The organism is Caulobacter sp. GW821-FHT09H08 (genome assembly GCF_059415885.1).
Window position 1 is genome coordinate 462398 of sequence record NZ_JBWKOC010000002.1, and the last position, 23408, is coordinate 485805.

Consider the following 23408-nt stretch of genomic DNA (forward strand, 5'->3'; position numbering starts at 1 on the left):
AAATCCTTAAGCGTGGTCCCCTGAGGTTGAGTAGTGTGTTGGGGGAATCTTGCACCGTCGCTGGAACTGGTCGCCTGTGCTGCTCGCGCTGGCGGCTGCGCTGACGGCTTCGCCGGTTTGCGCCGCTGAACCCTCCGTCAAACCGGATCACCAGACGATCCGGCCCGACCCCTCCGTCCTGCGCGGCGTTCTGCCCAACGGCATGCGCTACCAGATAATGCGGAACGCCACGCCCAAGGACGCCATCTCCTTGCGGTTCGCGGTGGATGTCGGCAGCTACGAGGAAGCCGATTCCGAGCGCGGCTGGGCGCACTTCGTCGAGCACATGGCCTTTCGCTCGACCCGCGCCTTTCCCGATGGGGCGGTGGGGCGGGTGTTCGCGCCGGCGGGCGTTGCATTTGGTCGCGACCAGAACGCCATCACGACGCTGTTCTCGACCGTCTACCAGCTGGACCTGCCAAAGCCTGACCAGGCCCAACTGAAGACGGCTTTCGCCTGGTTGCGAGACGTCGCCGACGGCATCGTCTTCACCGAGGACGCGGTGTCTCACGAGCGGGGTGTCGTGCTGGCCGAGATGGAGACGCGCAACAGTCCCATGCTGATGGCGCAGGAAGCGATCAGCGCCTTCCAGGCCAGCGCCCAACGCTCCGCCAATCGCTCCCCCATCGGTCTCCGCAGCACCTTGGAAGCCGCCACCGCGTCCGGGCTCGAGCGCTACTATCGGACCTGGTATCGGCCCTCGCACACGGTGTTGACGGTTGTCGGGGATCGCCCGGTCGAAGCCATGGAAGCGGCCGTCAAGGCGGGCTTCTCAAGCTGGCAGGCCAGCGGCTCGCCGCCTGAGCGCGCCAAGTTCGTTCAGCCACCCGGCGGGCGGAAGTCGGAGGCGTTCACGCTCGCCGGGCCGACGCTGCCGGCAGCGCTCAGCGCCTGTCGTCTAGGGCCCGCGTCGCAGCAGGGCCCCGACGACGTGGCGCGTCTGCGCCGAAACGCGCGGACACAGATCTGGCAGCAGATTCTCAACCAGCGTCTGGAGCGGCGCGTCACCGCTGGCGACACCAGCCTGCTGGGGGCCGCCATGATGTCCAGCGACGCCCGGGACTTTGCGGCGGCTTGCCTGATCGTCATGCCTGTCGGCGAGGCTTGGCCGGAAGCGCTGAAGGCCGCGCAGGAAGAGATCAACAGCTTCGCCGCCGCGGGGCCGAGCGAGCTCGAGATCGAAAAGGCGGTGGAGCTGCTCCGCGCCCGACTTCGCGGCGCGGCCCTTTCCGTCAGCTCGCGCTCTTCGGTCGATATCGCCAACAATCTCTCCGCGCGCGAAGTGGCGGGAGAGGTCTTCGCCACGCCGGCTGACGCAATTTATGCCTACGATCTGGCGATCGAAGACCTGACGCCGGAGCAGGTCATGAGCAGCTTCGCGGCCGACTGGCCCAGCGGATCGCGCTTGCTGGCGATGACGAACCCCAAACCCGTGGCGCGCGAGGCTCTTCTCGCCGCCTGGGAAAAGGGCGCTGGTGCGATGGCCGAAGCGCGGCCGGCCGAAACGGCGGCGCGACCTTGGGCCTACGATGGGTTCGGCAAGCCGGGCAAGCTGGTCGAGCAGAAGCTGGTGGAAGATCCCGGCTTCCAGCGTCTGAAGTTCGCGAACGGTCTTGTCGTCAACTTCAAGCAAACCGCGCTGGCGCCCAACAAGGTCGAGGTGCGCGTTCATTTCGGCGCGGGGCAGCGTGAGGTCGACAAGAGCGACTACACCGTCGCGGAGCTCGGCCAGACGCTGCTGGCCGCCGGCGGACTGGGGCGTCACCGCCTGAGCGAGCTTCAGGCGATGTTTCCGACCTCGGGCACGTTGAACTTCACCATGGGCATGGGCCCTCAGAGCTTCGGGATCCGCGCGACGACCTTCGTGGACAATATCGAAGAGCAGCTACAGGTCATAGCCGCCTACATGACCGATCCGGGATTCGACCCCTCGCTGGATGCGCGGATCCCGTCGAGCGTCGATTTGATCTATCGGACGTTCCTGACCCAACCCGCCGCCGCGGTGAACATCGCGCTCATCGACGCCGTCGCGCCGGGTTCGGCCAATCGCATGCCGCCGCGCGAGGCGATGGCCGCAATCCGGTCGGCCGATTTCGCACGCGTGCTCAAGCCCATCCTGACGACCGCGCCGATCGAACTGACGCTTGTCGGGGACATCGATCAGGCCACCGCCGTACGCATCGTTTCGACGACGCTGGGCGCGCTTCCAGCCCGGCCCGGGACCGCGCGCGACAAGGGTGATCCCGGTTTCCTCCGTTATCCGGAGAAAGCGCCGGCGGTGATCCGGGCCGAACACGATGGTCCGGTCGACAAGGCCGCGGCCGCGATCGTCTGGCCGCTCTATGTGTCCACGCCCGAGCGCCGGCGCGAGGAGTACGCCCTCAAGCTTCTCGCGTCCGTGTTCGACACGACCTTGCGCCAGCGTATCCGCGAGGAACTGGGCAAGGTCTATGCACCCAACGTATCCTCTTCGGGTCCCGACTATGGCGATCAGGGCGTGCTGCAGGTGTCTATCGACGCAGCGCCAGGGGACCTGGAAGTCCTGATTGTCGAAGCCAAGGCGATCGCCGCCCGGTTGGCCGCGGGTGAGATCACGCCCGCGATGCTGGAAAGCGCCCGCCAGCCGGTGCTGGCCGCCGCTGGCGCACGACGACAGACCAATGCCTGGTGGGCTGGCGCGATGGGCGGCTCGGCGCGCGATCCGGCCATTCGTCGGGAAGCGTTGGACTATGAAACGCTGATGTCCGCACTGACCGTCGACGATCTCAAGACGGCCGCCGCGACCTGGCTGAGCCGTGATCCCATCGTGGCCACGGCCTATCCCCGGAAAGCCGCCACGGGAGCTTCCCAATGAGCCACGGCGACATCGCGCGGCGCATGATCGTCCTGCTGCTGGTTTCGAGCGCCTCATCCGCGCTCGCGGCCGCCTTGCCCTCGGCCGATCCCTTGAAGGCCTGCCTGACCGCCGACTCCGTCCGGGCCAAGCGTGCCGCCCGAGAGCAGATCATCGTCGATTGCGACAAAGCGCTGGAAATGGGCATCGCCGATCGCGCCCAGCACGTCCAGGCATTGGTCAATCGCAGCGGGGCCCATTGGCGACTCGATCACAATGCGGAAGCCGAGAAGGACGCCGAGGCGGCCCTGAAGCTGACTCCGAACGATGCCGATGCTCTGTTGGCCCGTGGCGTGGCGCGTATGGACCAGGATCAGGTCGATCGGGCCCTGGAGGACTTCAACACCGTGTTGAAGGCTCAGCCGACCAATAAACTCGCGCTGCTCTACAGGGGGCGGGCGAGGCAATGGCACAAGAACGATCCGGCCGGAGCGCGCGCCGACTACGACGCCGCCTTGAAGGCGGATCCGGACTTTGTCCGGGGGCTGACCCAGCGCGCGGATCTGCTGACGAGCGATGATCCAGGCCTCGCCGAGCGCGACCTGAAGCACGCCGTGGAGCTCTGGCCGACCGACAGCGGCGTGAAGTTGCAGTTGAGCGCCTTTTACGAGGCGCAGGATCGATCAGCCGAAGCGATGAAGCTCTATGAGGAAGTGATCCGGGCAGAGCCCGACAATCCCTATCCGCTCATCTATCGGTCGGCGTTGAAGCGGTCGCTGGGCGACACCGGCGGCGCGCTCCGCGACGCCGAGGCGTCGATCCGTGTCGATCCAAAGGCTTCGGATGGCTACAACGCGCGGGCGCAAGCCTTGGCGGAGCTGGATCGGGCCGACGAGGCGATGGCGGCCTATCGCGACGCCCTGCGCGTGGACGCCAAGGACCTGACCGCGCTTATCGGTATCGGCTTCCTTTCGCGTAAGACCAAACAGCTGGATGCGGGGTTGGAGGCCCTGGAGACCGCGCTGAAGATCGCGCCGAAGAACACGGAGGCCCTGTTCGACCGCGCCCTGATCTGGGCGGCCAAGGAAGACACCAAGCGCGCGATCGCGGACTACGATGCAGTCATCGCCCTGAAACCCAACGCGGCGGCGCACTACAATCGAGGCCAACTCCTCGCCGACCTGAAGGATCACAAGGCCGCGCTGGCCGACTATCGCAAGGCCGCGGAACTGGACCCCAAGGATCCCGACGCGCTGAACGCCATGGGGGTCGAGCTTGGTGAGCTGGGGCAGGGCGAGGAGGAGTTGAAGGCCTACGACGCGGCGCTCAAGGTCGATCCGAGCAACGGGCCCGCGAAGGTCAACAAGGCCATCTACTACGCCGACAGGAAGGACTGGTCCCGCGCGGCGGAAGCCTACCGGCTGGCGCTCCAGGGACAGCCGAAGCGCGCCGACCTCCACGTGGAGCTCGGCGACGCCCTGTTGAACCTGGATCAGGAAGCCGCGGCCCGGAAGGAATACGATCTGGCCGTGAAGCTGGATCCCAAGGCCGTCGATGGCTGGAGCGCCAGGGCGGAGCTGCATCGCCGCGCTGGCCGCCTCCGCGACGCGATAGCGGACTATGGACACGCTCTGGCGATCGAACCTGACAATGCCGATCTGCTGGTCCAGAGGGCGACGGTGCTGAAGCTCGACCGACAACAGGCCAGGGCGATGGCCGACTTGGATGCTGCTGTCCGGTTGGCGCCGAAGTCGGCCTTCGTCCTCAACAATCGTGGCCTGGCCCACGCCGACGCGGGTCGCAACGACGCCGCCTTGGCGGACTACGCTCAAGCCATCAGCGCCGATGCCGACTACGAGCCCGCCTACTACAATCGCGCCAACGTGTTCATCGACCAGGACCGGTTCGATCGCGCGATCCGCGACCTCAACGCCTCGCTCCGCCTTTCGCCGGGCGACGCCATGTCCCTCGCGCGGAAGGGCTATGTGTACTCCCTTCTGAAGGACTATCGGCGGGCCCTGGAAGAACTGGATTCCGCGCTATCGAGCGATCCGGACTACGCCCAGGCGCTGACCTGGCGCGCCGAGGTGAAGGAGGCCCTGGGCGATACGGCGGGCGCCAACGCGGATCGGTCCAAGGCAGGCGCGCGTCCGGGCTAAGCCGTTCAGGCGGACGCGCGCGCCATGACTAAGGGGCGTCTTTTGATGGCCCGGCCAGCTTCGCTTTCGTCGTGAGCGGCAGGTCCGCCGAGGAACCGCCCACGGCGATCGCGTAGTCGCCTGCGGGCCGGATCCAGCCCTTCTCGCCATACTCCGAGTAAGCCCGGGGTTCGGCGACGATGCGAACGGTCTTGCGCTCGCCAGCCTTGAGCGGGACGCGGACCCAGCCGGCCAAGCGCGGCGTCGCGCCGGGCGGGGTCACGTAGAGCTGGGCGATCTCGACGCCGTCGCGAGCGCCGGTATTCGCCACCTCGACCGAGACGGTCAGGGTCTTGCCCGGAACGGTCGCCAGCTTGGCGTAGGCGAAGCGGGTGTAGGAGAGGCCATGGCCGAACGGGAAGAGCGGCTTGGCCCCGGTGCGCTGGAACCAGCGGTATCCGACGTCCGCACCTTCGGGATACCGCGCCGAGAACGGCTGGAAGACGCCAAAGAAGGGCACGGTCGGCATGTCGACGCCGTCGACCTTCGGGCGCGGCAGCTGGGCTTCCGCAGCGGGGAAGGTCATGGGGAGTTTGCCCGAAGGATTGACCTTTCCGGTGAGGACATTGGCGATCGCCGTTCCGCCTTGCGAGCCGGGGAACCAGGCCTCGACGACGGCGCCAACCTCCGCGAGCCAGGGCATGGCGACCGGGTTGCCGGTTTGCAGCACGACCACGGTCTTCGGATTGGCCTTCGCCACGGCCGCGATCAGCGCATCCTGACCATCGCCCAGCGACAGGTCGGCGCTGTCGTCGCCCTCGCTCTGCCAGCGGTTGGCGAAGACGATCACGACGTCGGAGTGGGCGGCGAGGGCGGCCGCCTCGGCGAGGTCTTGGCCGCTGGCGAACGTGACCTGCATCCCCGGCGCGGCGTCGCTGAGGGCCTTCAGCGGCGCGACGCCGCCATAGGAGACCTTCGCGAAGGCGGCCGAGACGCCCTTGGTCACCGGAAGTTCCAGCTTCGCGCCGCCGTACGGCACGACCTGGGACGAGCCGCCACCGGAGAGGACGCCGACGTCGGCATGGCCGCCGATCACGGCGATGCGCTTGGCCGAGGCGGCAAGGGGCAGCAGGCCGCTGTCGTTCTTCAAGAGGACGATGCCCTGCTCGGCGGCCTGGCGGGCGACGTCGGCATGGGTCGCGCGGTCGATCGTACGCGGCGTGGCCGGGTGATCGACGACTCCCTTGTCGAACATGGTGCGCAGGATGCGGTGGACCATGTTGTCCAGACGAGCCTGTGAGACGGCGCCGCTGGCCAGGGCGGCCTTGAGCGGCGCGCCGAAGAAGTCGGCCTCCGCCGGCGTCGTCTTGCCGCCGACCTGGCTCCACACCATGGCGCGCAGTTGGTCGAAGGACTGGCCCGACTGCTGGTCCAGGCCCGCATTGGCGGCCGCGACCGTGCTGTGCACGCCGCCCCAGTCCGACATCACCCAACCCGGGAAGCGCCAGTCGCCCTTCAGCACCTGGTTCAGCAGGTAGGGGCTCTCCGAGGCGTAGGTCCCGTTGACGCGGTTGTAGCCGGTCATCACCGAACCGGGCTTGCCGCGTTCGATGGCGATCTCGAAGGCCAGGAGGTCGGACTCGCGCAGGGCCTTCTCGTCGATGTCGGACGAGACGACGTTGCGGCCGGTCTCCTGGGCGTTGATGGCGAAATGCTTGGTGGTCGAGATGACGTGGGCGCTCTGCACGCCGGCGATGGCTTCGCCGACCATGACGCCCGACAGCAGCGGATCCTCGCCGGCATATTCGAAGTTGCGGCCGTTGCGCGGATCGCGGGTCAGGTTGACCGCGCCGGCCAGCAGGACGTTGAAGCCCTTGGCGTGGGCTTCGGTCCCGATCATCGCGCCAGCTTCACGGGCCAGGGCCGGGTTCCAGCTGGAGGCCGTGGCTAGGCCCGAGGGCAGGCCGGTCGCTTCGTCGCCGGGGCGCAGGTGGCCGCCGTTGGCGACGCCCAGGCCGGCGTCGCTCTCGTGCAAGGCGGGCAAGCCGAGGCGTGGAACGCCGGGCACATAGCCGGCCGTACCCAACGCGCCGTCGGGTTTGACGTTCAGTGGTGGTGGCGCGTCCTTGAACGCGGCGCCGAACCGGCCATGCACTAGCGCCAGTTTCTCGTCCTGCGTCATCTCGCGCTGGAGCAGCCGGGCGCGTTCGTCCGGGTTCAGCCTGGCGTTCATCCAAGGGCGCGAGCCCTCGGCGGCATGGGCCAGGGGCGTCAGGGCCAGAGCGGCGGACAGGGCCAGCAGCGAAGGCGCGGCCTTGCGGGCGAAGGTCGTCATCGGGTGTCCTCTCAGTCCGGAAGGCGTTCGAACTGCGCGCGCATGGCCTTGAAGACCGGCGGCGGTTCGGCATGCTTAAAGGGAGCGAAGGTCTCGCGGGCGGCCAGCAGCCGCGCCTGCATCGCCTTGGCGATCTCGGGGAAGTTCTGGGCGACGCTGTAGTTCTCGCCCGGATCGGCCTGAAGGTCGTAGAGCTCGTCGTAGCCGAACAGGCGATAGGGCAGGAAGGCACCGCGATAATAGTCGCCGGCCACGTACTTCCAGCGCTGGCTGCGGATCGCGACCGGGACCTCGTTGTTGAAGATCACGACATCCTCGCGCGGCGAGGCCTTGCCGCCCTTGAGCACGCCGGTGATGTCGACACCGTCCAGCACCACGTCCTTGGGCGGCGGCAGGCCGGCCATGGCGCAGAAGGTCGGCAGCAGGTCGACGCCCGAGGCGATGGCGTCGGTTCGCTTGCCGGCGGGCAGTGTCCCTGGACGCCAGGCTATGAAGGGGACCCGCGAGCCGCCGTCATAGCCGCCGCCGCCCTTGCGGTCGCGAAGGTTCCCCGCGGAGCCCTCGAACCATGGCCCGTTGTCGGAGGTGAAGATCACCAGCGTGTCGCGGTCGAGATGCAGCGCTCGCAACTTGTCCAGCAGCCGCCCCATGATCGCGTCGATCTCGGCCACGACCGCGCCGTAAGGACCCGCGGCGGTCTTGGTGTCGAACGGCTCGTGCGGATACGACGGCAGGTGAGGGGCGCTGAGCGCCAATTCCAGGAAGAACGGCCGGTCTCTGTTGTCGTCGATGAAGCGCTCGGCCTGTTCGTAGAACCGCTGTTGCAGTTTCGGAAAGTCGACGGGCTCCTGCTTGATCTCGTCCGAGCCCGCCCGGGTCTCGAACAGCGCCAGCGGGGCCATGTCGTGGCTGTAGGGGATGCCGAAGAACCGGTCGAAGCCGTGCTTGGTCGGCGGCCAGGCCGCGCCCTGGTGGCCCAGGTGCCACTTGCCGATCAGGGCGGTGGCGTAGTCGGGCTTCAGCGTCTTGCCGATGGTCATTTCACTGAGCGGCAGGCCCCGGTTGTCCTGCTGCATGATGACCTCGTAGCCGAGGCCCGTGCGCACCGGATAGCGACCGGTCAGCAGGCCGGCGCGCGAGGGTGTGCAGAGGTTGGCCGGGGCGTAGTAGTCGGTCAGGACCACGCCCTCGCGCGCCATCCTCTCCAGGTGAGGCGTGCGGATCGCCGAGCGGCCGTAAACGCTGGTGTCCCCGTAGCCGAGGTCGTCGCACAGCACGACGATGAAGTTGGGCTTGCGGACCGTAGCGGCGGCCCGCGCACCGCCCGGAAGGGCGGCGGCGAGCGCGCCGGCAGCGCAGGCTTTCAGAAGGTCTCGGCGATGCATGCGCCTACTCCGCGATCTGGAACTAGAACTTGCCGCTGAGAGCGACACCGACAGTGCGCCGCGCGGCCTGGCCGAAGAACTGGCTGTAGCCGGCCGGAGTCGTGGCGTTCCCCGACTGGAACGAGCTGGGATAGATGAACGAGGCGTAGCGCTCGTCGAACAGGTTGCGGGCGAACAGCGCCAGGCGCAGCCCCTGGCCCGGCGTCTGGACGCCGAGGTTCACGCTGGCGATCCCGAAGCCTTCCTGGATCGTGTTGGGGTCCTGGTTGAGACTGAAGTTGACCTTGCTGCGGTAGGCGTAGTTGACGTCCACGAAGCCGTTCAGGTCATGCCACCCCAGCGGGCGCGTGTACGAGGCGCTGAGCGTGTAGGCCCACTTGGGAGCGTTGTTCAGCGGCGAGCCCTTCAGGTCCTGGACGAACGTCGCGCCCAGGGCGTGGCAGCGGCTGCCCGTGACCAGCATCTCGCCTGCGTAGCAGGGCGCGTTCGGGAAGTCGGTGAACTCGGCGTCGGTATAGGCCAGGTTCGCCGAAACCGTCAGGCCACGCGCGGGGGCCGCCAGGGCTTCCAGCTCGACACCGCGCGAGCGCAGTTCGCCGGCGCTGGTCAGGGTGTTGCTCTGGGTCAGGCTATCGTAGGCCGTGGCCTGGAAGCCCTTGAAGACCTCGTTGAACACCGTGGCGTTCAGCTGCAGGCGGCGGTCGAAGAAGGAGGTGCGCGCCCCGGCCTCGTAGGCCGTGGGGATCTCCGGCGGCACCAGATAGGCGCCGGTCGACACCTGGGCGGCGCTCAGGAAGTTCAGGAGGTTCAGGGCCGCGCCCTTGAAGCCGCGCGAATAGCTCGCATAGACCATCAGGCCGGGGGCGATGTCATACTGGACGCCAAAGCGGGTCGAGACCTTGCTCTCGTCCGACTTCAGGCCCTCGGCGATCAGCGGACCGCCAGCGACGGAGGCCGGAGCGGCGGCCAGGGCGCCGGGCAGCACCTTGCGGCGGAACCAGGCGCTCATCTGCTCGGTGGTGTATCGGCCGCCGGCGATCAGCGAGAGCTGGTCGGTCACGTGGAAGGTCGCTTGGCCGAACACCGAGGCGTTCTCGGTGTGGATGCCGCGATCGACCTGGCTGCCCAGGAAGGTTCCCACGGGCACGGCGCCCAGCGTCCCGGCCGACTGGGTCTGGGTCTTCAGGCCCTGGAAGAAGTAGTAGAGGCCCGCGACGTACTCGAGCTTGCCGCCCTTCGGCGAGGTGATCCGCAGTTCCTGGGTCAGCTGGTTCTGGCGCTGGTTGGCGTTGTTCAGGTCCAGCAGGTTGATCGAGACCAGGTCGGAATCGATGTTGTCGTAGACGTGGAAGTGCCGGAAGGCGGTGATCGACGTCAGGGTGAACCCGCCCAACTGCTGGTTCGCCTCGATTGAGGCGCCGGCGCTGTTCTGGTTGTTCACGGAATCGACGCTGGCGGAGGTCTGTTCGTTGTCCTTGCTGGGCGTGACGCCGAGGTATGACGCGTAGGTCTTGCCGAAATAGAGGTTGTTGGCCGTGACTGAGCGGATGGTCGGCGCGCAGCAGGCGCCCGAGCTCTTGGCGTAGTCGGCCATGGCCACCACGTCGAGCGTGTCGGTGGGCGTGAACAGCAGCTTGGCGCGGACGCCGTACTGCTTGCGGTCGTTCAGCTCCGTGCCCGTGGTCACGTTCTTCACGTAGCCGTCGTAGCCGCTGTAATAGGCCGTCAGGCGGGCGGCCAGCTTGCCGTCGACCAGTGGGCCGGTGACGGTGCCGCGCACCTTGCGCTCGCCCTGGTCGGTGATCGTCGCGCCATAGGCTCCGCCGGTCTTGAAGGTCGGCCGTTGGGTGACGATGCTGAGCACCCCGGCCGAGGCGTTCTTGCCGAACAGCGTGCCTTGGGGGCCGCGCAGGATCTCGACGCGGTCGATATCGATCAGGTCGAACACCGACATGGCTTGGCGACCCAGGACCACGCCGTCGATCACGGTCGAGACGCTGGGCTCGACGCCGTCGCTGAAGCTGAGCGTGCCGACGCCGCGGACGCTGAGGCCCTGGCCCCGAGCGCTGTTGGCGTCGTTGAAGGCCAGGCTGGGCGAGACCAGCGGCAGGTTCTCGACGCTGCTGATCTGCTGCTGCTCGAGGCGGGCGCCCGAGACGACGGCCACCGAGACCGGGACCTCCTGCAGGCTCTCGCTGCGCTTCTGGGCGGTGACCACCACCTCTTCGATCTGAATCGGCGCGGCGCTGGCTTGCTGCGCCATCGCGCCGCTCGCCGTCATCAGCATCGCAATGCCGCTCGCACCGCCGCACAGCACGGCCTTGATCCCCTGGCTCATGTCTCGTCCCCGTTGTTGGTCAGGCCGACGTCGTGCGGTCGGCTGAGCCCAAGGTTTTCGAGTTTGGATAAATATGTCAATATTTCTTATCGAAATTGACGACGAGCCCATACACAGGGGGCGTGTATGACTTCCAGGGCAGACGGGCGTGAGGATGCCCGCCGCGCCGTGAAAATGCGTCGCGGGCCTCTGCCATGAGCGCTGTTGTGATCGTTTCGGATGGTGGCGCGACCACCCGTATCGGCTTTCGTCGCGCGGTCGGGCCTTAAGCGGCGGGCAGCAGCAACTGGGCGATCAGCGCCGCGTAGTCCTCGCGACTGACCTTCCGGCCGGTGACGTAGGTCATGTAGGTGACGTTGTTCAGCACGAAGAGCAGCATCTGGGCGTTGATGTGTGGGGTGTAGCCTTGGTCGCGAAGGGCGCGATCTAGGGTCTCGACATTCGTCCGCCTGCGGCCTCGCTCGGCTTGGGCCATCGGCTCAAGCAAGCCGGGGCGGAGACGGGTCTCCGGCCAGATGAAGCTGAGGCAGGGGCCCAGCAGCGGGTCGTTGTAGAGCGCGCGCAGCTTGTCGGTGAAGATCAGCAGGTCGGCCGGGATATCGCCGCTTATCTCCAGCAAGCCGATCTCGAAGCGCTCGTTGAAGGCCTCGGACACTAGCACCGTGGGGGTCGTCCAGCGACGATAGAAGGTCGCCGCCGGCGCCTTGGCGCGAGCGCAGATCCGATCCAGCGTCAGGCCGCCGAAGCCGAATTCGGCCAGGATCTCCAGGGCGGCTTGCTTGAAGCGCTGCTCGATTTCGGGATCGCGCGGCCGGCCAGCGCCGCGCCGGCCGGCCGAGGGCTCGGGGGGCGGCAGGGCGGGCTGGGGCGATGTCGGTTCGGGCGGAGGGGAGAGCCCGGCGCCGGCGTCCGCGACGAAGGTGCCGCGTCCGCGCACCAAGCGAACCGCGCCTCGCGCCGCCAGTTCGTCATAGGCGTGTCTGACCGTATTGAGGTCCACGCCCAGATCGCCCGCCACCTGCCGCATCGTCGGCATCTGCTGGCCGGCGACGAGGTCGCCCGATGCGATCCGCTGAAGCAGGTGATCCCGAATCTGGACGTAGATCGGCACGCCAGTCCGTTCGATCACGAATGTGCTCTGTGTATGCATGTTCTCATACACATCGGTTCGAGGCCGTTTGTAAAGGGCGGCGACAAGGTCACGGCGGTCAGGGGTGATCCGGTCGACGTGACCACGGAGCGAACGCTGCGCCAGATTACCGGATGAAGCGGAGGCGTAACAACTTGGCCACGGGACGGCCAAGCCCGGCGGCTAGCCAGCGGGACTGGCTCTCGCAGGTAATCCATGTCCCGCAAACTTCTCGTCGCTACGGCCGCCGCCGCGCCGCTGCTCATCTACGCCGGCGCCGGCCTGGCCCAGGTGGAGGTCACCAGCAGTTCGCGCACGACACCGATCAGCACCTCGAGCCCGAACGACGGCGCCGCTGACGACGTGAAGGTGACGACCGATGGCGTCATCACGCTGAGCGTCTCGGGTCCGATCATCACGCTGGACAGCAACAATACCGTCACCATGAGCGGCGCGCTCGCCAGCTCCGACATCGACGATTCCGTCGGGATCCTGGTGCTCGGCGGCAAGACCGGCTCCGTCACCAGCGACGGCTCGATCAGCCTGCTGGAGGACTACACCGTCGAGGACGAAGACGAGGATGGCGACTACGACGGCCCGCTGGCCAAGGGCTATCGGCGCTACGGGATCCGCCTGACCGGGACCGATTCGTTCACGGGGACCATCACCCACTCAGGCACGATCTCCATCGAAGGTATGGATTCGGCCGGCATCAGCCTCGAAGCGCCCTTGATCGGCGGCTTCACGCACTCCGGTACGATCAGCGTGACGGGCGACCGCGGCTACGGTGTGCGGATCGCCGCGCCCGTGATCGGCGCGGTGACGATCCAGGGCTCGACCAGCGTGATTGGCCAGGGATCGGTCGGGGTCGAGATCGACGCGCCGATCGAGGGCGCGCTCGTCCTGCAGGGCTCGGTGTACTCCAGCGGCTATCGCGTCACCTCGCGCTATACCGACCCCGACGATCGCGCGCTAATCGACGAAGACGACCGGCTTGAAGGCGGCGGTGGCGTCAACATTTCCGCCAGCGTCACAGGCGGTGTGCTGCTGGATGTGCCGCCCACCGACACCAACGATGACACCACCGACGATGAAGATGGCGACGGCGTCGCTGACAACGCGGAAGGCTCGGCCTCGATCGCTTCGGTCGGCGGCGCGCCGGCGCTGCGGATCGGCTCGGACACCGGCGCGATCACGCTGGGTGCGGTCGGCGCGGACGACAACGCTTATGGCCTGATCATCAAGGGTTCCGTCGCGGCCTCCAGCCCATACGACGGGATCGAGACGACCGGCGTTCAGATCGGCGGCGACGCCGGCCAGCAGACCCTGATCGCCAACGGGATCCGGATCGGCGGCGTGGTGTCGGCCTCGTCCTACGAGGCGCAGACGACGGGGCTGCGCCTGAAGGCCGGCGCGGTCGCCGAGACCATCTGGAACACCGGAACGATCAGCGCGGCGTCGACGTCGGAAGGTGAGTTCTCCGCGCGCGCCGTCGTGATCGAAGTCGGCGCCCTGACCCGTGTTCTCAACAACGACGGCGCGATCAGCGCGACCGTCGCGGGGGAGAAGGGGAGCGCCTACGCCATCCTCGACAACGCCGGGACGCTGACGACGATCAACAACACCAGGGCGATCACCGCCTATGTCGTCCCGACCGACGACGCGTACGACACCGACGACGACAATACGGCCAGCTCGGACGAGGCGACGACCGGCAAGGCCATCGCGATCGATGTCTCCAGGAATTCCGGCGGCGTGGTGATCACCCAGCTTGGCGTCAATGATGGTGACGACGGCGCCGACGAGGTCGCTGACGTCGACACCGATGGCGACGGCGTGGATGACGGCGACGAGCCGGCCATCGTCGGCAAGATCCTGTTCGGTTCAGGCGACGACAGCCTGAGGATCCTGAACGGTACGCTCGTCGGCAGCATTTCCTTCGGGGACGGCGCGGACAAGCTGGTCATCGACGGTGGGGGCTATGTGCTGACCTCGCTGTCCGACGGCGATGGGCGTCTGGACATCACGATCGGTGACGGTGCGCTCGGCATGACCAACGCGGGCGATCTGAAGGTCTCCACCCTGACGCTCGGCTCCCAGAGCAAGCTGATCTTCAGCGTCGATCCCGCCGCTGGGACGGCCACCCGCGTCCTGGCCGACACGGCGACCATCGAGACGGGCGCGAACCTTGGCCTCATCCTCAACAACCTGCTGACCACGGCGACTACCTTCGAGGTGATCAAGGCCGGCAGCCTGACGGCGGGCGATATCGGCCAGGACCTGCTGGGCGATGCGCCGTATCTCTATGTCGCCAAGGCCTATCAGGCAGGGAACAGCATCGACATCGACGTGCGACGCCGTACGGCCGCCGAGGCGGGCATGACCCGCAATCAAGCTTCCGCCTATGACGCCGTGTTCGCCGCCCTGTCCAAGAACGAGGACATCGCCTCGACCTTCCTGCAGCAGACCACGCGGGACGGCTTCTACAACCTCTACAACCAAATGCTGCCGGACCAGGGCCTGGGCATGGCCTCGGCGCTGCAGGCGGTGAACCAGCAGATCTCGGCGGCGACCGCCATCCGCCCGGACCTGGGCGAACGCTACGGCCCCGACAGTGTCTGGGCTCAGCAGATCAATACCCTGGTCCGTCGCGAGAGCGGCGAAAGCCAGGGCTCCGACACCCAGGCCCTGGGCTTCGTCGCCGGCTACGAGGCGATGGGCGACGCCGGCGGCGCGCTGGGCGTCACCCTGGCGATGGTCAATGTCGAAGAGCACGGTACGGTCGCCAAGGTCGGCGAGCATGTCTCCAACTCGATGGTCCAGGCGGGCCTCTATTGGCGACGCGCGGTCGGCGGTTGGCGGTTCAATCTCGGCGGCGGAGGCGGTTATGGCTGGCTGACCGGCGACCGAAGCTTCTACAGCGAGGATGTCAACGGCGATGGCGTGGCGGATGTCGCGGTGACGAACACGGCGCACTGGAACGGCGCCACGGCCAACGCCTTCGCCGGGGTGGCCTATGAGCAGGCGATGGGCCGCGCCTTCATCCGACCCGAGGCTCGTCTGGACTATGTCTACTTCTCGGAAGGGCGACGGGTCGAAAGCGGCGGGGGCGACGGCTTCGACCTGACGGTGGATTCCCGCGCCTTCAGCAACCTCAGCGGCGACCTCGGGATCGTGCTGGGCGCGCAGTTCGGCAAGGCCGTCTGGTGGCGGCCCGAGGTGCGGGTCGGCTATCGCAAGACCCTGGCTGGGAGCGTCGGCGACACGGTGGCGCGGTTCCGGGGCGGGGATAGCTTCACCCTGACCTCGACGCCGGATCGCGACGGCGCCGTAACGCTCGGTTTGGCTCTACGCGCCGGCTCGGCCCTGTCCTATCTGGCGCTGGAAGGCGGGGCGGAGGCGAGCCGCAAATTGACCCGCTACTACATGCGCTTCTCGGGCCGGGCGATGTTCTAGCGGCGTTGCGAGCACCGCCACAATCGCGCCTCAATTCGGAATGTTCGAATACAATGAGCCGCTAATTTCGCCGCCTCCGGTCCTTAGCTTCGCTTCTCATCGAAGCAAGGAGCGCGGGGCGTGCGACAAAGAATTCTTCTTCTGGACGCGGATCAGACCGCGCGCTCGCAGCTCTACGATTTCCTGTCCCGGCACGAGTACGAGGTGATCACCGCCTCGTCGGGGCGACAGATGGACCGCATCCTGACCAGCGTGCCGGTGGATGCGGTGGTCCTCGACATCATGCTGCCTGGCGAGGGCGGCTTCTCGGTCTGTAACCGCCTGCGCAGCCACGTACCCGCGCCGGGTGTGATCGTCGTTAGCGCCATGGCCGAGGAGAGCGACATCGTGGTCGGACTGGAGATCGGGGCCGACGACTATGTCGCCAAGCCCTATCGCTCGCGCGAGCTCCTGGCCCGTATCCGCTCGGTTCTCCGCCGTCGCCAGGAGACGTTCCGGCGGGCCCCCGACGACGATCGTGGCCGTGTCTACCGTTTCAACGGCTGGCGGCTCAACGTCGTCACCCGGCAGTTGTTCGATCCCTATGACCGGTCCGTCGAGCTGTCCTCGGCCGAGTTCTCGCTGCTGCGGGTGCTGCTTTCGCATCCCCAGCAGATCGTGCCGCGCGCCAAGCTGATCCAGGACCCGCAAACGGGCGACTGGCGCGAAGGTCCGTCTCAGCTGAACGTCATCGTCAGCCGCCTGCGGGCCAAGCTGGCGCGGGTCGAGGGCGGCGAGGATTTGATCCGCACCGCCCGTGGCCAGGGCTATCTGCTGACGGCCGCGGTGGACACCGTGCCGCTCGACTAGGCCGCCATCCGCGCGGTGGCGGCCTGTGGCAGACGCAACTCGGCGACCAGGCCGGGCTCGCCGGAACGCAGGCTGAGGTCGCCGCCGTGCGCGCGGATCGTGGCGCGGGAGACCGAAAGTCCAAGGCCAACGCCCGATTGGCCCGAAGCCCGCGCCGCGACGCTGCGGTAGAACGGCTTGAAGACCTGATCCAACTCGTTGGCGGGTAGGCCCGGCCCGTCGTCGGCGACCGCCACGAACGCTTCGCCATTGTGAACCGCCAGGCTGACCTTGGCGCGGCCGCCATACTTGACCGCGTTGTCGACGAGGTTCTCGACGACCCGTTGTACGCCAACGACGTCGATTTCGACCAGGACCGCCGGCCCTGGCTCCAGTTCGGCGGGGCCCTGGGCGTCGTCGACCACCACCTCCACCAGCGAACGCAAATCGACGATCTGCCGGGGCGCGACATTGGCCTCGTCACGCATGAAGCTGAGCACGGAGGCGATCATCTCCTCCATCTGGTCCATGTCGCGGCCGATGGCCTCGCGGAGCGACGGCGGGGCGCGCTCCAGCTTGAACCGAATGCGCGTGAGGGGCGTGCGCAGGTCGTGGGAAATGGCGCGGATCATGCCCGTGCGATCCTCGACATAGCGCTTGAGCCGCTGCTGCATCAGGTTGAAGGCGTCGGCCGCCTTGCCGATCTCGGCCGGACCCGTGAGGGGCGGAAGGTCCGCTGACGGCTCGCGACCCAGTCGGTCGGCGGACTCGGCGAAGACCTTCAGGGGCGCGGCCAGGCGCCAGGCGACGAACAGGGCGAGCGGCGTGATCAGCGCGACGGAGAGGCCGAACCACAGCAGAACGCGCCGCTGCCAGCTGTTCAAGAAGCCTTCGGGGCGAGGCCGGACGGTCGCCCAGCGCCCGTCGGCCATGTGCATGGCCGCGACGAACTCGCCTTCGACATAGGGCGCCTGACCCAGGCGGAAGCCGGTGGTGGCGCTGGGCGGGTCCAGGGTGCGTTCGGTGACTGCGGGGGCGGGCGGTGGCGTCGCCGGGAGTGCGGTGCGCGGGATTGTCGTGAGCACGGGATCGACCGTGGGGCGGACAGGTTCGATCCGCTGCGGTGTCGTGACCGGCGGGGCGGCGGCCGGCGCCTGAGCGATCGGCACAGGGGCGGGCGGCGGCGGGCTGGCCGTCGCTTCCACCGGCGGTGGTAACGAGCGGACGATGGGGCGTGCGAAGACCGCCGCATCCAGCGGCGAACGGATGATCGGGCCTCGCGGCGGGCCGGTGAACGGTTGTGGGGGAGCGGGCATGCGGCCGGGGTCGGGACGGCCAGCGCCTGGCGGAGCGTTGGCGGGCATCCTTGCGGGCGTGGAACCCATCGGCGAGGGAATGGGGCTGGCGCTCGGTGCTCGTACGAGTGGCGGTTGCGAGGATGGCGCTCGACTGGTCGGCAAGCGTGAGCCGGGGAAGGTTCCGCCTGGGAAACCCGCTCCAGACGGCGGCATGCCCGCGCCGGGACCCGGCCTCGCACCTGGTCGACCGGGCGTCATGCCGCCAGGGGGCGGTCCGCCTGGGCCACCCGCGCCGCCGGCCTGGCCGACCTGGGCCATGCGAAGCGAGAAGGGGGGTCGCGTCGCCTCGGCATGCGGCGGAGGCGGCATCGGCGCGCCGGCCAACGGGGGCGGCGCATAGAACAGCAGCCGGACGTCGGCCTCGGCCGCACCGACCAACTTGGCGAGATCTCGCGTTGCGGGCGCCGACACGACCCAACCCGGGCTCTGCAGGCTAGGCGCGCCATCCTCGAAGCTCAGCACCAGCGGCCGCTCATGCTCGCGCGCCGTCGTTGAGCCGCGCAGCGCCGCGCCGATGTCGGTCAGGCTGTACTGGCGCGGAGGTTCCGGCGGAAAGAACACGGTCAAGGCCAGAGTCACCAGTTGCGCGGCGACCAGGGCGCCGACGACGATCGCCAGGATGCGAGCCCAGAGCGGCGGGCTGAGGCGTTTGGACCAGGTCATTCGCCGATCACTCCGGCATCCAGCATGTAGCCCACTCCTCGATAGGTGCGGATCATCTCGCGATCGGTCTGGTCCTGGATCTTGCGGCGCAGGCGGCCGATGTGCAGGTCGACGGCGCGGCCCATCTCCTCGGCCTCGTCCGGGCGTAGCAGGGCGATCAGGTCCTCGCGCGGCACCACCTGCCGGGCGCGATCCAGCAGCGCCGACAGGATCGCCAACTCGCTGCGCGTCAGCAGCAGGATCGCTCCGCTGGGCGCGCGCAGCTGGCGGGCGGCTAGGTCGAGGCGGAACTCGGCGAAGTGATAGACGCTGGTCTTGCGGCTGGTCGCGCCAGGAGGGCGTCGTCGCAGCAGGGCCTTGACCCGAGCCAGCAACTCGCGGGGCATTATCGGCTTGACCACATAGTCGTCGGCCCCGAGTTCGAGGCCGAGGATCCGGTCGATCGGATCGCCCAGGGCCGTCAGCATCAGGATCGCCGGACCGTCGCCGCCCGCCAGGGTCCGACACAGCGACAGACCGTCCTCGCCCGGAAGATTGACGTCCAGCACCGCGACCTGGATGGCGCGTTCGCCCAAGACCTTGCGCGCGCTGGCGACGTCGCCGACCTCGTGCACGACATGGCCGTTGTCGCGCAGATAGGCGGTCATTTCGCGGCGGAGCTCGAGATCGTCCTCGACCAAAAGGATTTCGGCGACAGGCGTCGTGGCGGTCTGCAAACTCATGGTCCGCACAGTAAACCATGAGCGTGCGCGAGCGGTCACATCGTTTCCTGCGGGGCGCGCGACCGGCCGACGCGGGATTGGTGCTCTCTCGGATCGACGAAGTCGGCGGCCGCCGAAGGGTTATAGGGCGGCGTCTAAAGTTATACCGGCGATGCGCTGGGGAGTTGGTAGTCCAAGGATGCGCCGGGCTTGAAGCCGTCGGGCCCCGGACCACCAAGATCAAGGTTCCCGCGTGATCATCGATTGCCACGGCCACTATACGACGGCTCCGCGCGCCCACGACGCCTGGCGCGACGCTCAGACCTCGGCGTTCAAGGTCGGCGGTGATATCGATCCGACCTATCCAGACATTTCCGACGATCAGATCCGCGAGACCATCGAGCAGAACCAGCTGCGCCTGCTCCGCGAACGCGGCGCCGACATGACGATCTTCTCGCCGCGCGCCTCGACCATGGCCCATCACGTCGGCGACGAAGCTGTCAGCCAGGCCTGGACGCTACGCTGCAACGACCTGATCAAGCGGGTCGTCGATCTGTTCCCCGAGACCTTCGTCGGCGTCTGCCAGCTACCCCAGTCGCCAGGCGTGTCGATCGAGAATTCGATCGGCGAACTCGAGCGCTGCGTGACCGAGCTCGGCTTCGTCGGCTGCAATCTCAATCCGGACCCGTCAGGCGGCCACTGGAACGGCCCGCCGCTGACCGACCGCGCCTGGTATCCGTTCTTCGAGAAGATGGTCGAGCTGGACGTGCCGGCGATGATCCACGTCTCGGGCTCGTGCAATCACAACTTCCACGCCACTGGCGCGCACTACATCAACGCCGACACCACGGCCTTCATGCAGTTCATCGAGGGCGACCTGTTCAAGGATTTCCCGGACCTGCGCTTCATCATCCCGCACGGCGGCGGCGCGGTTCCGTATCACTGGGGTCGCTATCGCGGCCTGGCCGACATGCTTGGGAAGCCGAAGTTGAACCAGCATGTGATGAGGAATGTCTTCTTCGACACCTGCGTCTATCACCAGCCCGGCATCGACCTGCTGTTCCGGGTCATTGACGTCGACAACATCCTGTTCGGCTCGGAGATGGTCGGGGCCGTGCGTGGCATCGATCCGGAGACGGGGCAGTATTTCGACGACACCAAGCGCTATGTCGACGCCTTGCCGATCCCGCTGGCGGACAAGCAGAAAGTGTTCGAGGGCAACGCGCGCCGGGTCTATCCGCGCCTCGACGCGATCCTGAAAGCCCAAGGTCGGTAACGGGGTGGCATTAGTGAGTGGCGCCGGCGATACGATCCTCGATCTCGCCGACATAGCCGCGCGCCGCATCCACGAAGGCCTGGGCGTTACGCAGAAGGGGCGTGTCGCCCCGGCGGATAAGCCCGGCAGGGCGTGGCCGCGAGGCCGTCTCCAGCGGCAGCAGGCGCATGGCCCCGCGCAAGAGATCGCCGGCCAGCAGCATGTGCGGCATCACCGCGACATTGTCCGTGGCGTAAAGGATCTCGCGGATCATCGCCGCCGAGCTGGAGCGCAGCGGCTGGCGGGGCGTGACGCCCATCTCGGCCAGCAGCACGTCGATCTCCTGACCGACGCGTTGGGACACCGTCGGCAGCACCAGGGTGTGATCGTTCAAGGCCGAGGCCAGATCGCCGCCGCGCGCGAAGATCGAGTGATCGCTGCGGGCCAGCACCGAGATCGGCTCAGCGTAGAACGGAAGCCGGACCAGGCCGTCGTCCTGCGGCATCGCATAGAGCTGGCCGATGATCAGGTCGATCTCGCGCAGGGTCAGCAGCGAGATCAATTCCTCGGTGCGGCCCTGGATGACGCGGACCTCGATGTCGGGCCGCGCGATCTTCAGACGCGCCAGGGCGCCGGGCAGGACGCCAGCCGCAGCGACAGGCAGGGCGCCCACGACCACCGGTCCGCCGTCGCCGCCTTCCAGGGCGTCCAGGTCGTCTTCCAGTCGTCCGATCTCGGCCAGAAGGCGACGAGCCGAAGCGGCCATGGTCGCGCCAAACGGCGTCGGATCGGCTCCGCGCGCGTGACGGTCGAAGAGGCGCGCGCCGACGATCTCTTCGATCTCTTGCAGGCTCTTGGTCAGCGCGGGCTGCGAAAGGCCCAGGGCCTTGGCGGCCTGCAGGATGCTCTCGTAGGTGACGATGGCGTCGATCACCCGCAGATGCCGGAACTTCAGTTTCTGTTGCAGATAGCGTTTCACGCGGAGCCCTCGTTCAACGCCTTTCTCCGCTGCGCGACCAGATCAAGCAACGCTCCAAGGTCCTCGACCCGTTCGCTAGACGCCGCAAGGCCAAGGGCGCCCTGACGGGCTTGAACCGCGACGGTGGCCGTGGTCATGGCCGCCTCCAGGCCAGCCGTCGCCAGCATGTCGGCGGCTTCGGCCATCTCCTCGCTGCGCCGCTGGCCATGGATCAGGGGGCGCGACAACAGATATCGCGCCAGGCCCGGCCAGTCGGGGTGGGGCAGGGTGTTGGACAGCGAGGCCAGCACCTCGGCCTCGACGCCGTGGTGGCGAGCGTTGGCCAGGCTCTCCGTGACCAAGGCTTCCAGCCCCTTCACGAAGATGCTGCGCGACAGCTTCACGGCCGAGGCATGACCGATGCGATCGCTGGCGAAAGTGGCCGCGAAGCCCAGCTCAGCCAACAGCGGCGCGATCTCTGCAGCGACGGGACCGCCCAGCAGGATCGGCGTCTTCAGGCGTTTGGGCGCGATCGGGGCCATGACCGCGCCCTCGACATAGCGGCCCCGGTGGGAAGCGAGGGCATCCGCCTGAGCCTGGCGCGTATGGGGCGCAACTGAGTTCAGGTCGAGGAAGACAGCGCACCCAAGATGCGGCGCGGCGGCCTCGGCGACAGCCAGGGCCTGGCCGGCCGTCACGGCGCTGATGACGAGGTCTCGATCGCGGCAAACGGTGGCGATGTCCGCTGCGACCTCGATCCCTCGTTCGGAGGCGACGCTTGATGGCGGCGAGGCAGGATCGGCGAACAGACGGTCGTGAACGACGATGTCCAATCCCGCTACCGCTGTGAGGTCGGTGTGCAGAATCTGACCCACCTCGCCGAAGCCGATCAGGCCGATGCGCGGGCTCATCGGCGACCATCCCAGACCGAGGTCGGCACGAAAACCTGCCCGGCCATCAGCAGGCGAGCCGTCCGCAGCAGGGCGGCCGAGACGACTTGGCCGTCGGCGAGGCTGAGCAGGGCGGTGAACTCGCCGGTCGGATGCTCGACGCTGACGGAGACTTCGCCGCGGGGCGTCGGCAGGACGGCCACCGACGCGGCGACCGACCCTGGCAGGCAGGCGGCGGTGGCGACGCTGACAGCGCCGAACACGCCGATGGCCTTGTGCACCGTGTGGGGGATGAAGCTACGCGTCGACAGTGCGCCGCCGGCGGTCGGGGCCGAGACCAGGGTCACCTTCGGTACGGTGGCGGTTCTCACGTCGCCGAGATTCATGCGGCGGCCGGCTTCCAGGCGGATCGCCTCGACCTTGGCGCGGAGCTCCGGATTGGCTTCGAGTTCGGCCGGTGTCTCGTCGCCGCGCACGCCCAAGTCGGCGGCGCGAACCAAGGCCACGGGCATGCCGTTGTCGATGCAGGTGACGTCGACGCCCTCGATCGTGTCGACCACGTTGCCCGTGGGAAGCAGTGCGCCGCAGGACGAGCCGGCGACATTGGCGAAGGTGATCGGGATCGGCGCGGCGGCGCCGGGAACGCCGTCGATCCGACAGTCGCCATCATAGTTCACGCGGCCGTCCGGGGTTTCGATCCGCGCGGTGGCCAGACCGTTGGTGTTGCGCATGAAGATACGAACGTCGGTCTGCTGGTCGGCGGCCTTCACCAGGCCCTGTTCGATCGCATAGGGGCCGATCCCGGCGAGGATGTTGCCGCAGTTCTGACGATCGGAGATCAAGCTCTCGGCGACCGAGACCTGCAGGAACAGATAGTCGACATCGGCGTCGGGTCGCGACGGCGGCGAGATGATCGCGACCTTGCTGGTCAACGAATCCGCCCCGCCCATGCCATCGATCTGCCGCTCGTCTGGCGAGCCCATCGCCGCCAGTAGAACCCGGTCGCGTAGCGCGACCTCGGTAGGTAGGTCCTCGGCGCGGAAGTAAAGGCCCTTGGAGGTGCCGCCACGCAGGATCAGGCAAGGGATCGCCGTCTGCATCG

Annotated in this window: 14 protein-coding genes; 5 read left to right on the forward strand and 9 right to left on the reverse strand. The window is 67.8% G+C overall.

Going from position 1 to position 23408, the window contains the following annotated elements; translation table 11 throughout:
• The first annotated feature begins 76 nt into the window (after positions 1-76).
• Both AC07NN_RS07330 and AC07NN_RS07335 read left to right on the forward strand, forming a co-directional pair.
• A complete protein-coding gene (locus AC07NN_RS07330) occupies positions 77-2893 on the forward strand; it encodes a M16 family metallopeptidase (RefSeq protein WP_494639040.1) in 2817 nt (938 codons plus the stop codon).
• Positions 2890-5031 carry a tetratricopeptide repeat protein gene (locus AC07NN_RS07335; RefSeq protein WP_494639042.1) on the forward strand — a complete coding sequence of 714 codons (2142 nt, stop codon included), beginning with the start codon at positions 2890-2892 and terminating at the stop codon, positions 5029-5031. The genes AC07NN_RS07330 and AC07NN_RS07335 overlap by 4 nt, the downstream gene beginning before the upstream one ends.
• A 28-nt stretch (positions 5032-5059) precedes the next feature.
• Here the strand turns inward: AC07NN_RS07335 and AC07NN_RS07340 are convergent, their stop codons facing one another.
• The 4 genes from AC07NN_RS07340 to AC07NN_RS07355 all read right to left on the reverse strand — a co-directional run bounded on the left by AC07NN_RS07340 (position 5060) and on the right by AC07NN_RS07355 (position 12197).
• Positions 5060-7345, reverse strand: a complete 2286-nt coding sequence (locus AC07NN_RS07340) for a beta-glucosidase (protein ID WP_494639044.1) — start codon at positions 7343-7345, stop codon at positions 5060-5062.
• A gap of 11 nt (positions 7346-7356) precedes the next feature.
• The gene (locus AC07NN_RS07345; RefSeq protein ID WP_494639046.1) at positions 7357-8730 is read right to left on the reverse strand and encodes a sulfatase family protein; all 1374 of its coding nucleotides are present in this window, start codon (positions 8728-8730) and stop codon (positions 7357-7359) included.
• A gap of 22 nt (positions 8731-8752) precedes the next feature.
• Complete coding sequence (locus tag AC07NN_RS07350; RefSeq protein ID WP_494639048.1) at positions 8753-11068, reverse strand: TonB-dependent receptor; 2316 nt, start codon at positions 11066-11068, stop codon at positions 8753-8755.
• Between the two features lie 265 nt (positions 11069-11333).
• Positions 11334-12197: a GntR family transcriptional regulator gene (locus tag AC07NN_RS07355; RefSeq protein WP_494639050.1), complete on the reverse strand. Its 864-nt coding sequence runs from the start codon at positions 12195-12197 to the stop codon at positions 11334-11336.
• A gap of 216 nt (positions 12198-12413) precedes the next feature.
• Here AC07NN_RS07355 and AC07NN_RS07360 point away from each other — a divergent pair, with 216 nt between their 5' ends.
• Positions 12414-15653 (forward strand): autotransporter outer membrane beta-barrel domain-containing protein, encoded by a 3240-nt coding sequence (locus AC07NN_RS07360; RefSeq protein ID WP_494639052.1) that lies wholly within the window; start codon positions 12414-12416, stop codon positions 15651-15653.
• A gap of 120 nt (positions 15654-15773) precedes the next feature.
• Positions 15774-16502, forward strand: coding sequence for a response regulator transcription factor (locus AC07NN_RS07365; protein ID WP_494639054.1), 729 nt, complete (start codon positions 15774-15776; stop codon positions 16500-16502).
• On the opposite strand, the gene AC07NN_RS07370 is transcribed toward AC07NN_RS07365, so the two are convergent.
• Positions 16499-18502, reverse strand: a complete 2004-nt coding sequence (locus tag AC07NN_RS07370; protein WP_494639056.1) for a sensor histidine kinase — start codon at positions 18500-18502, stop codon at positions 16499-16501. The genes AC07NN_RS07365 and AC07NN_RS07370 overlap by 4 nt on opposite strands.
• A complete protein-coding gene (locus tag AC07NN_RS07375) occupies positions 18499-19224 on the reverse strand; it encodes a response regulator (protein ID WP_494639058.1) in 726 nt (241 codons plus the stop codon). Before AC07NN_RS07375 ends, AC07NN_RS07370 begins: the two co-directional genes overlap by 4 nt.
• 232 nt (positions 19225-19456) lie before the next feature.
• Here AC07NN_RS07375 and AC07NN_RS07380 point away from each other — a divergent pair, with 232 nt between their 5' ends.
• Positions 19457-20479, forward strand: a complete 1023-nt coding sequence (locus AC07NN_RS07380; protein WP_494639060.1) for an amidohydrolase family protein — start codon at positions 19457-19459, stop codon at positions 20477-20479.
• Between the two features lie 10 nt (positions 20480-20489).
• Here the strand turns inward: AC07NN_RS07380 and AC07NN_RS07385 are convergent, their stop codons facing one another.
• From AC07NN_RS07385 to AC07NN_RS07395, 3 genes are read right to left on the reverse strand one after another with little or no spacing between them, the layout of a single operon-like run.
• Positions 20490-21437, reverse strand: a complete 948-nt coding sequence (locus AC07NN_RS07385; RefSeq protein WP_494639061.1) for a LysR substrate-binding domain-containing protein — start codon at positions 21435-21437, stop codon at positions 20490-20492.
• Positions 21434-22327 (reverse strand): DUF1932 domain-containing protein, encoded by an 894-nt coding sequence (locus AC07NN_RS07390; protein ID WP_494639063.1) that lies wholly within the window; start codon positions 22325-22327, stop codon positions 21434-21436. Before AC07NN_RS07390 ends, AC07NN_RS07385 begins: the two co-directional genes overlap by 4 nt.
• Positions 22324-23406: a 4-oxalomesaconate tautomerase gene (locus AC07NN_RS07395; RefSeq protein WP_494639065.1), complete on the reverse strand. Its 1083-nt coding sequence runs from the start codon at positions 23404-23406 to the stop codon at positions 22324-22326. Before AC07NN_RS07395 ends, AC07NN_RS07390 begins: the two co-directional genes overlap by 4 nt.
• Positions 23407-23408: the final 2 nt, after the last annotated feature.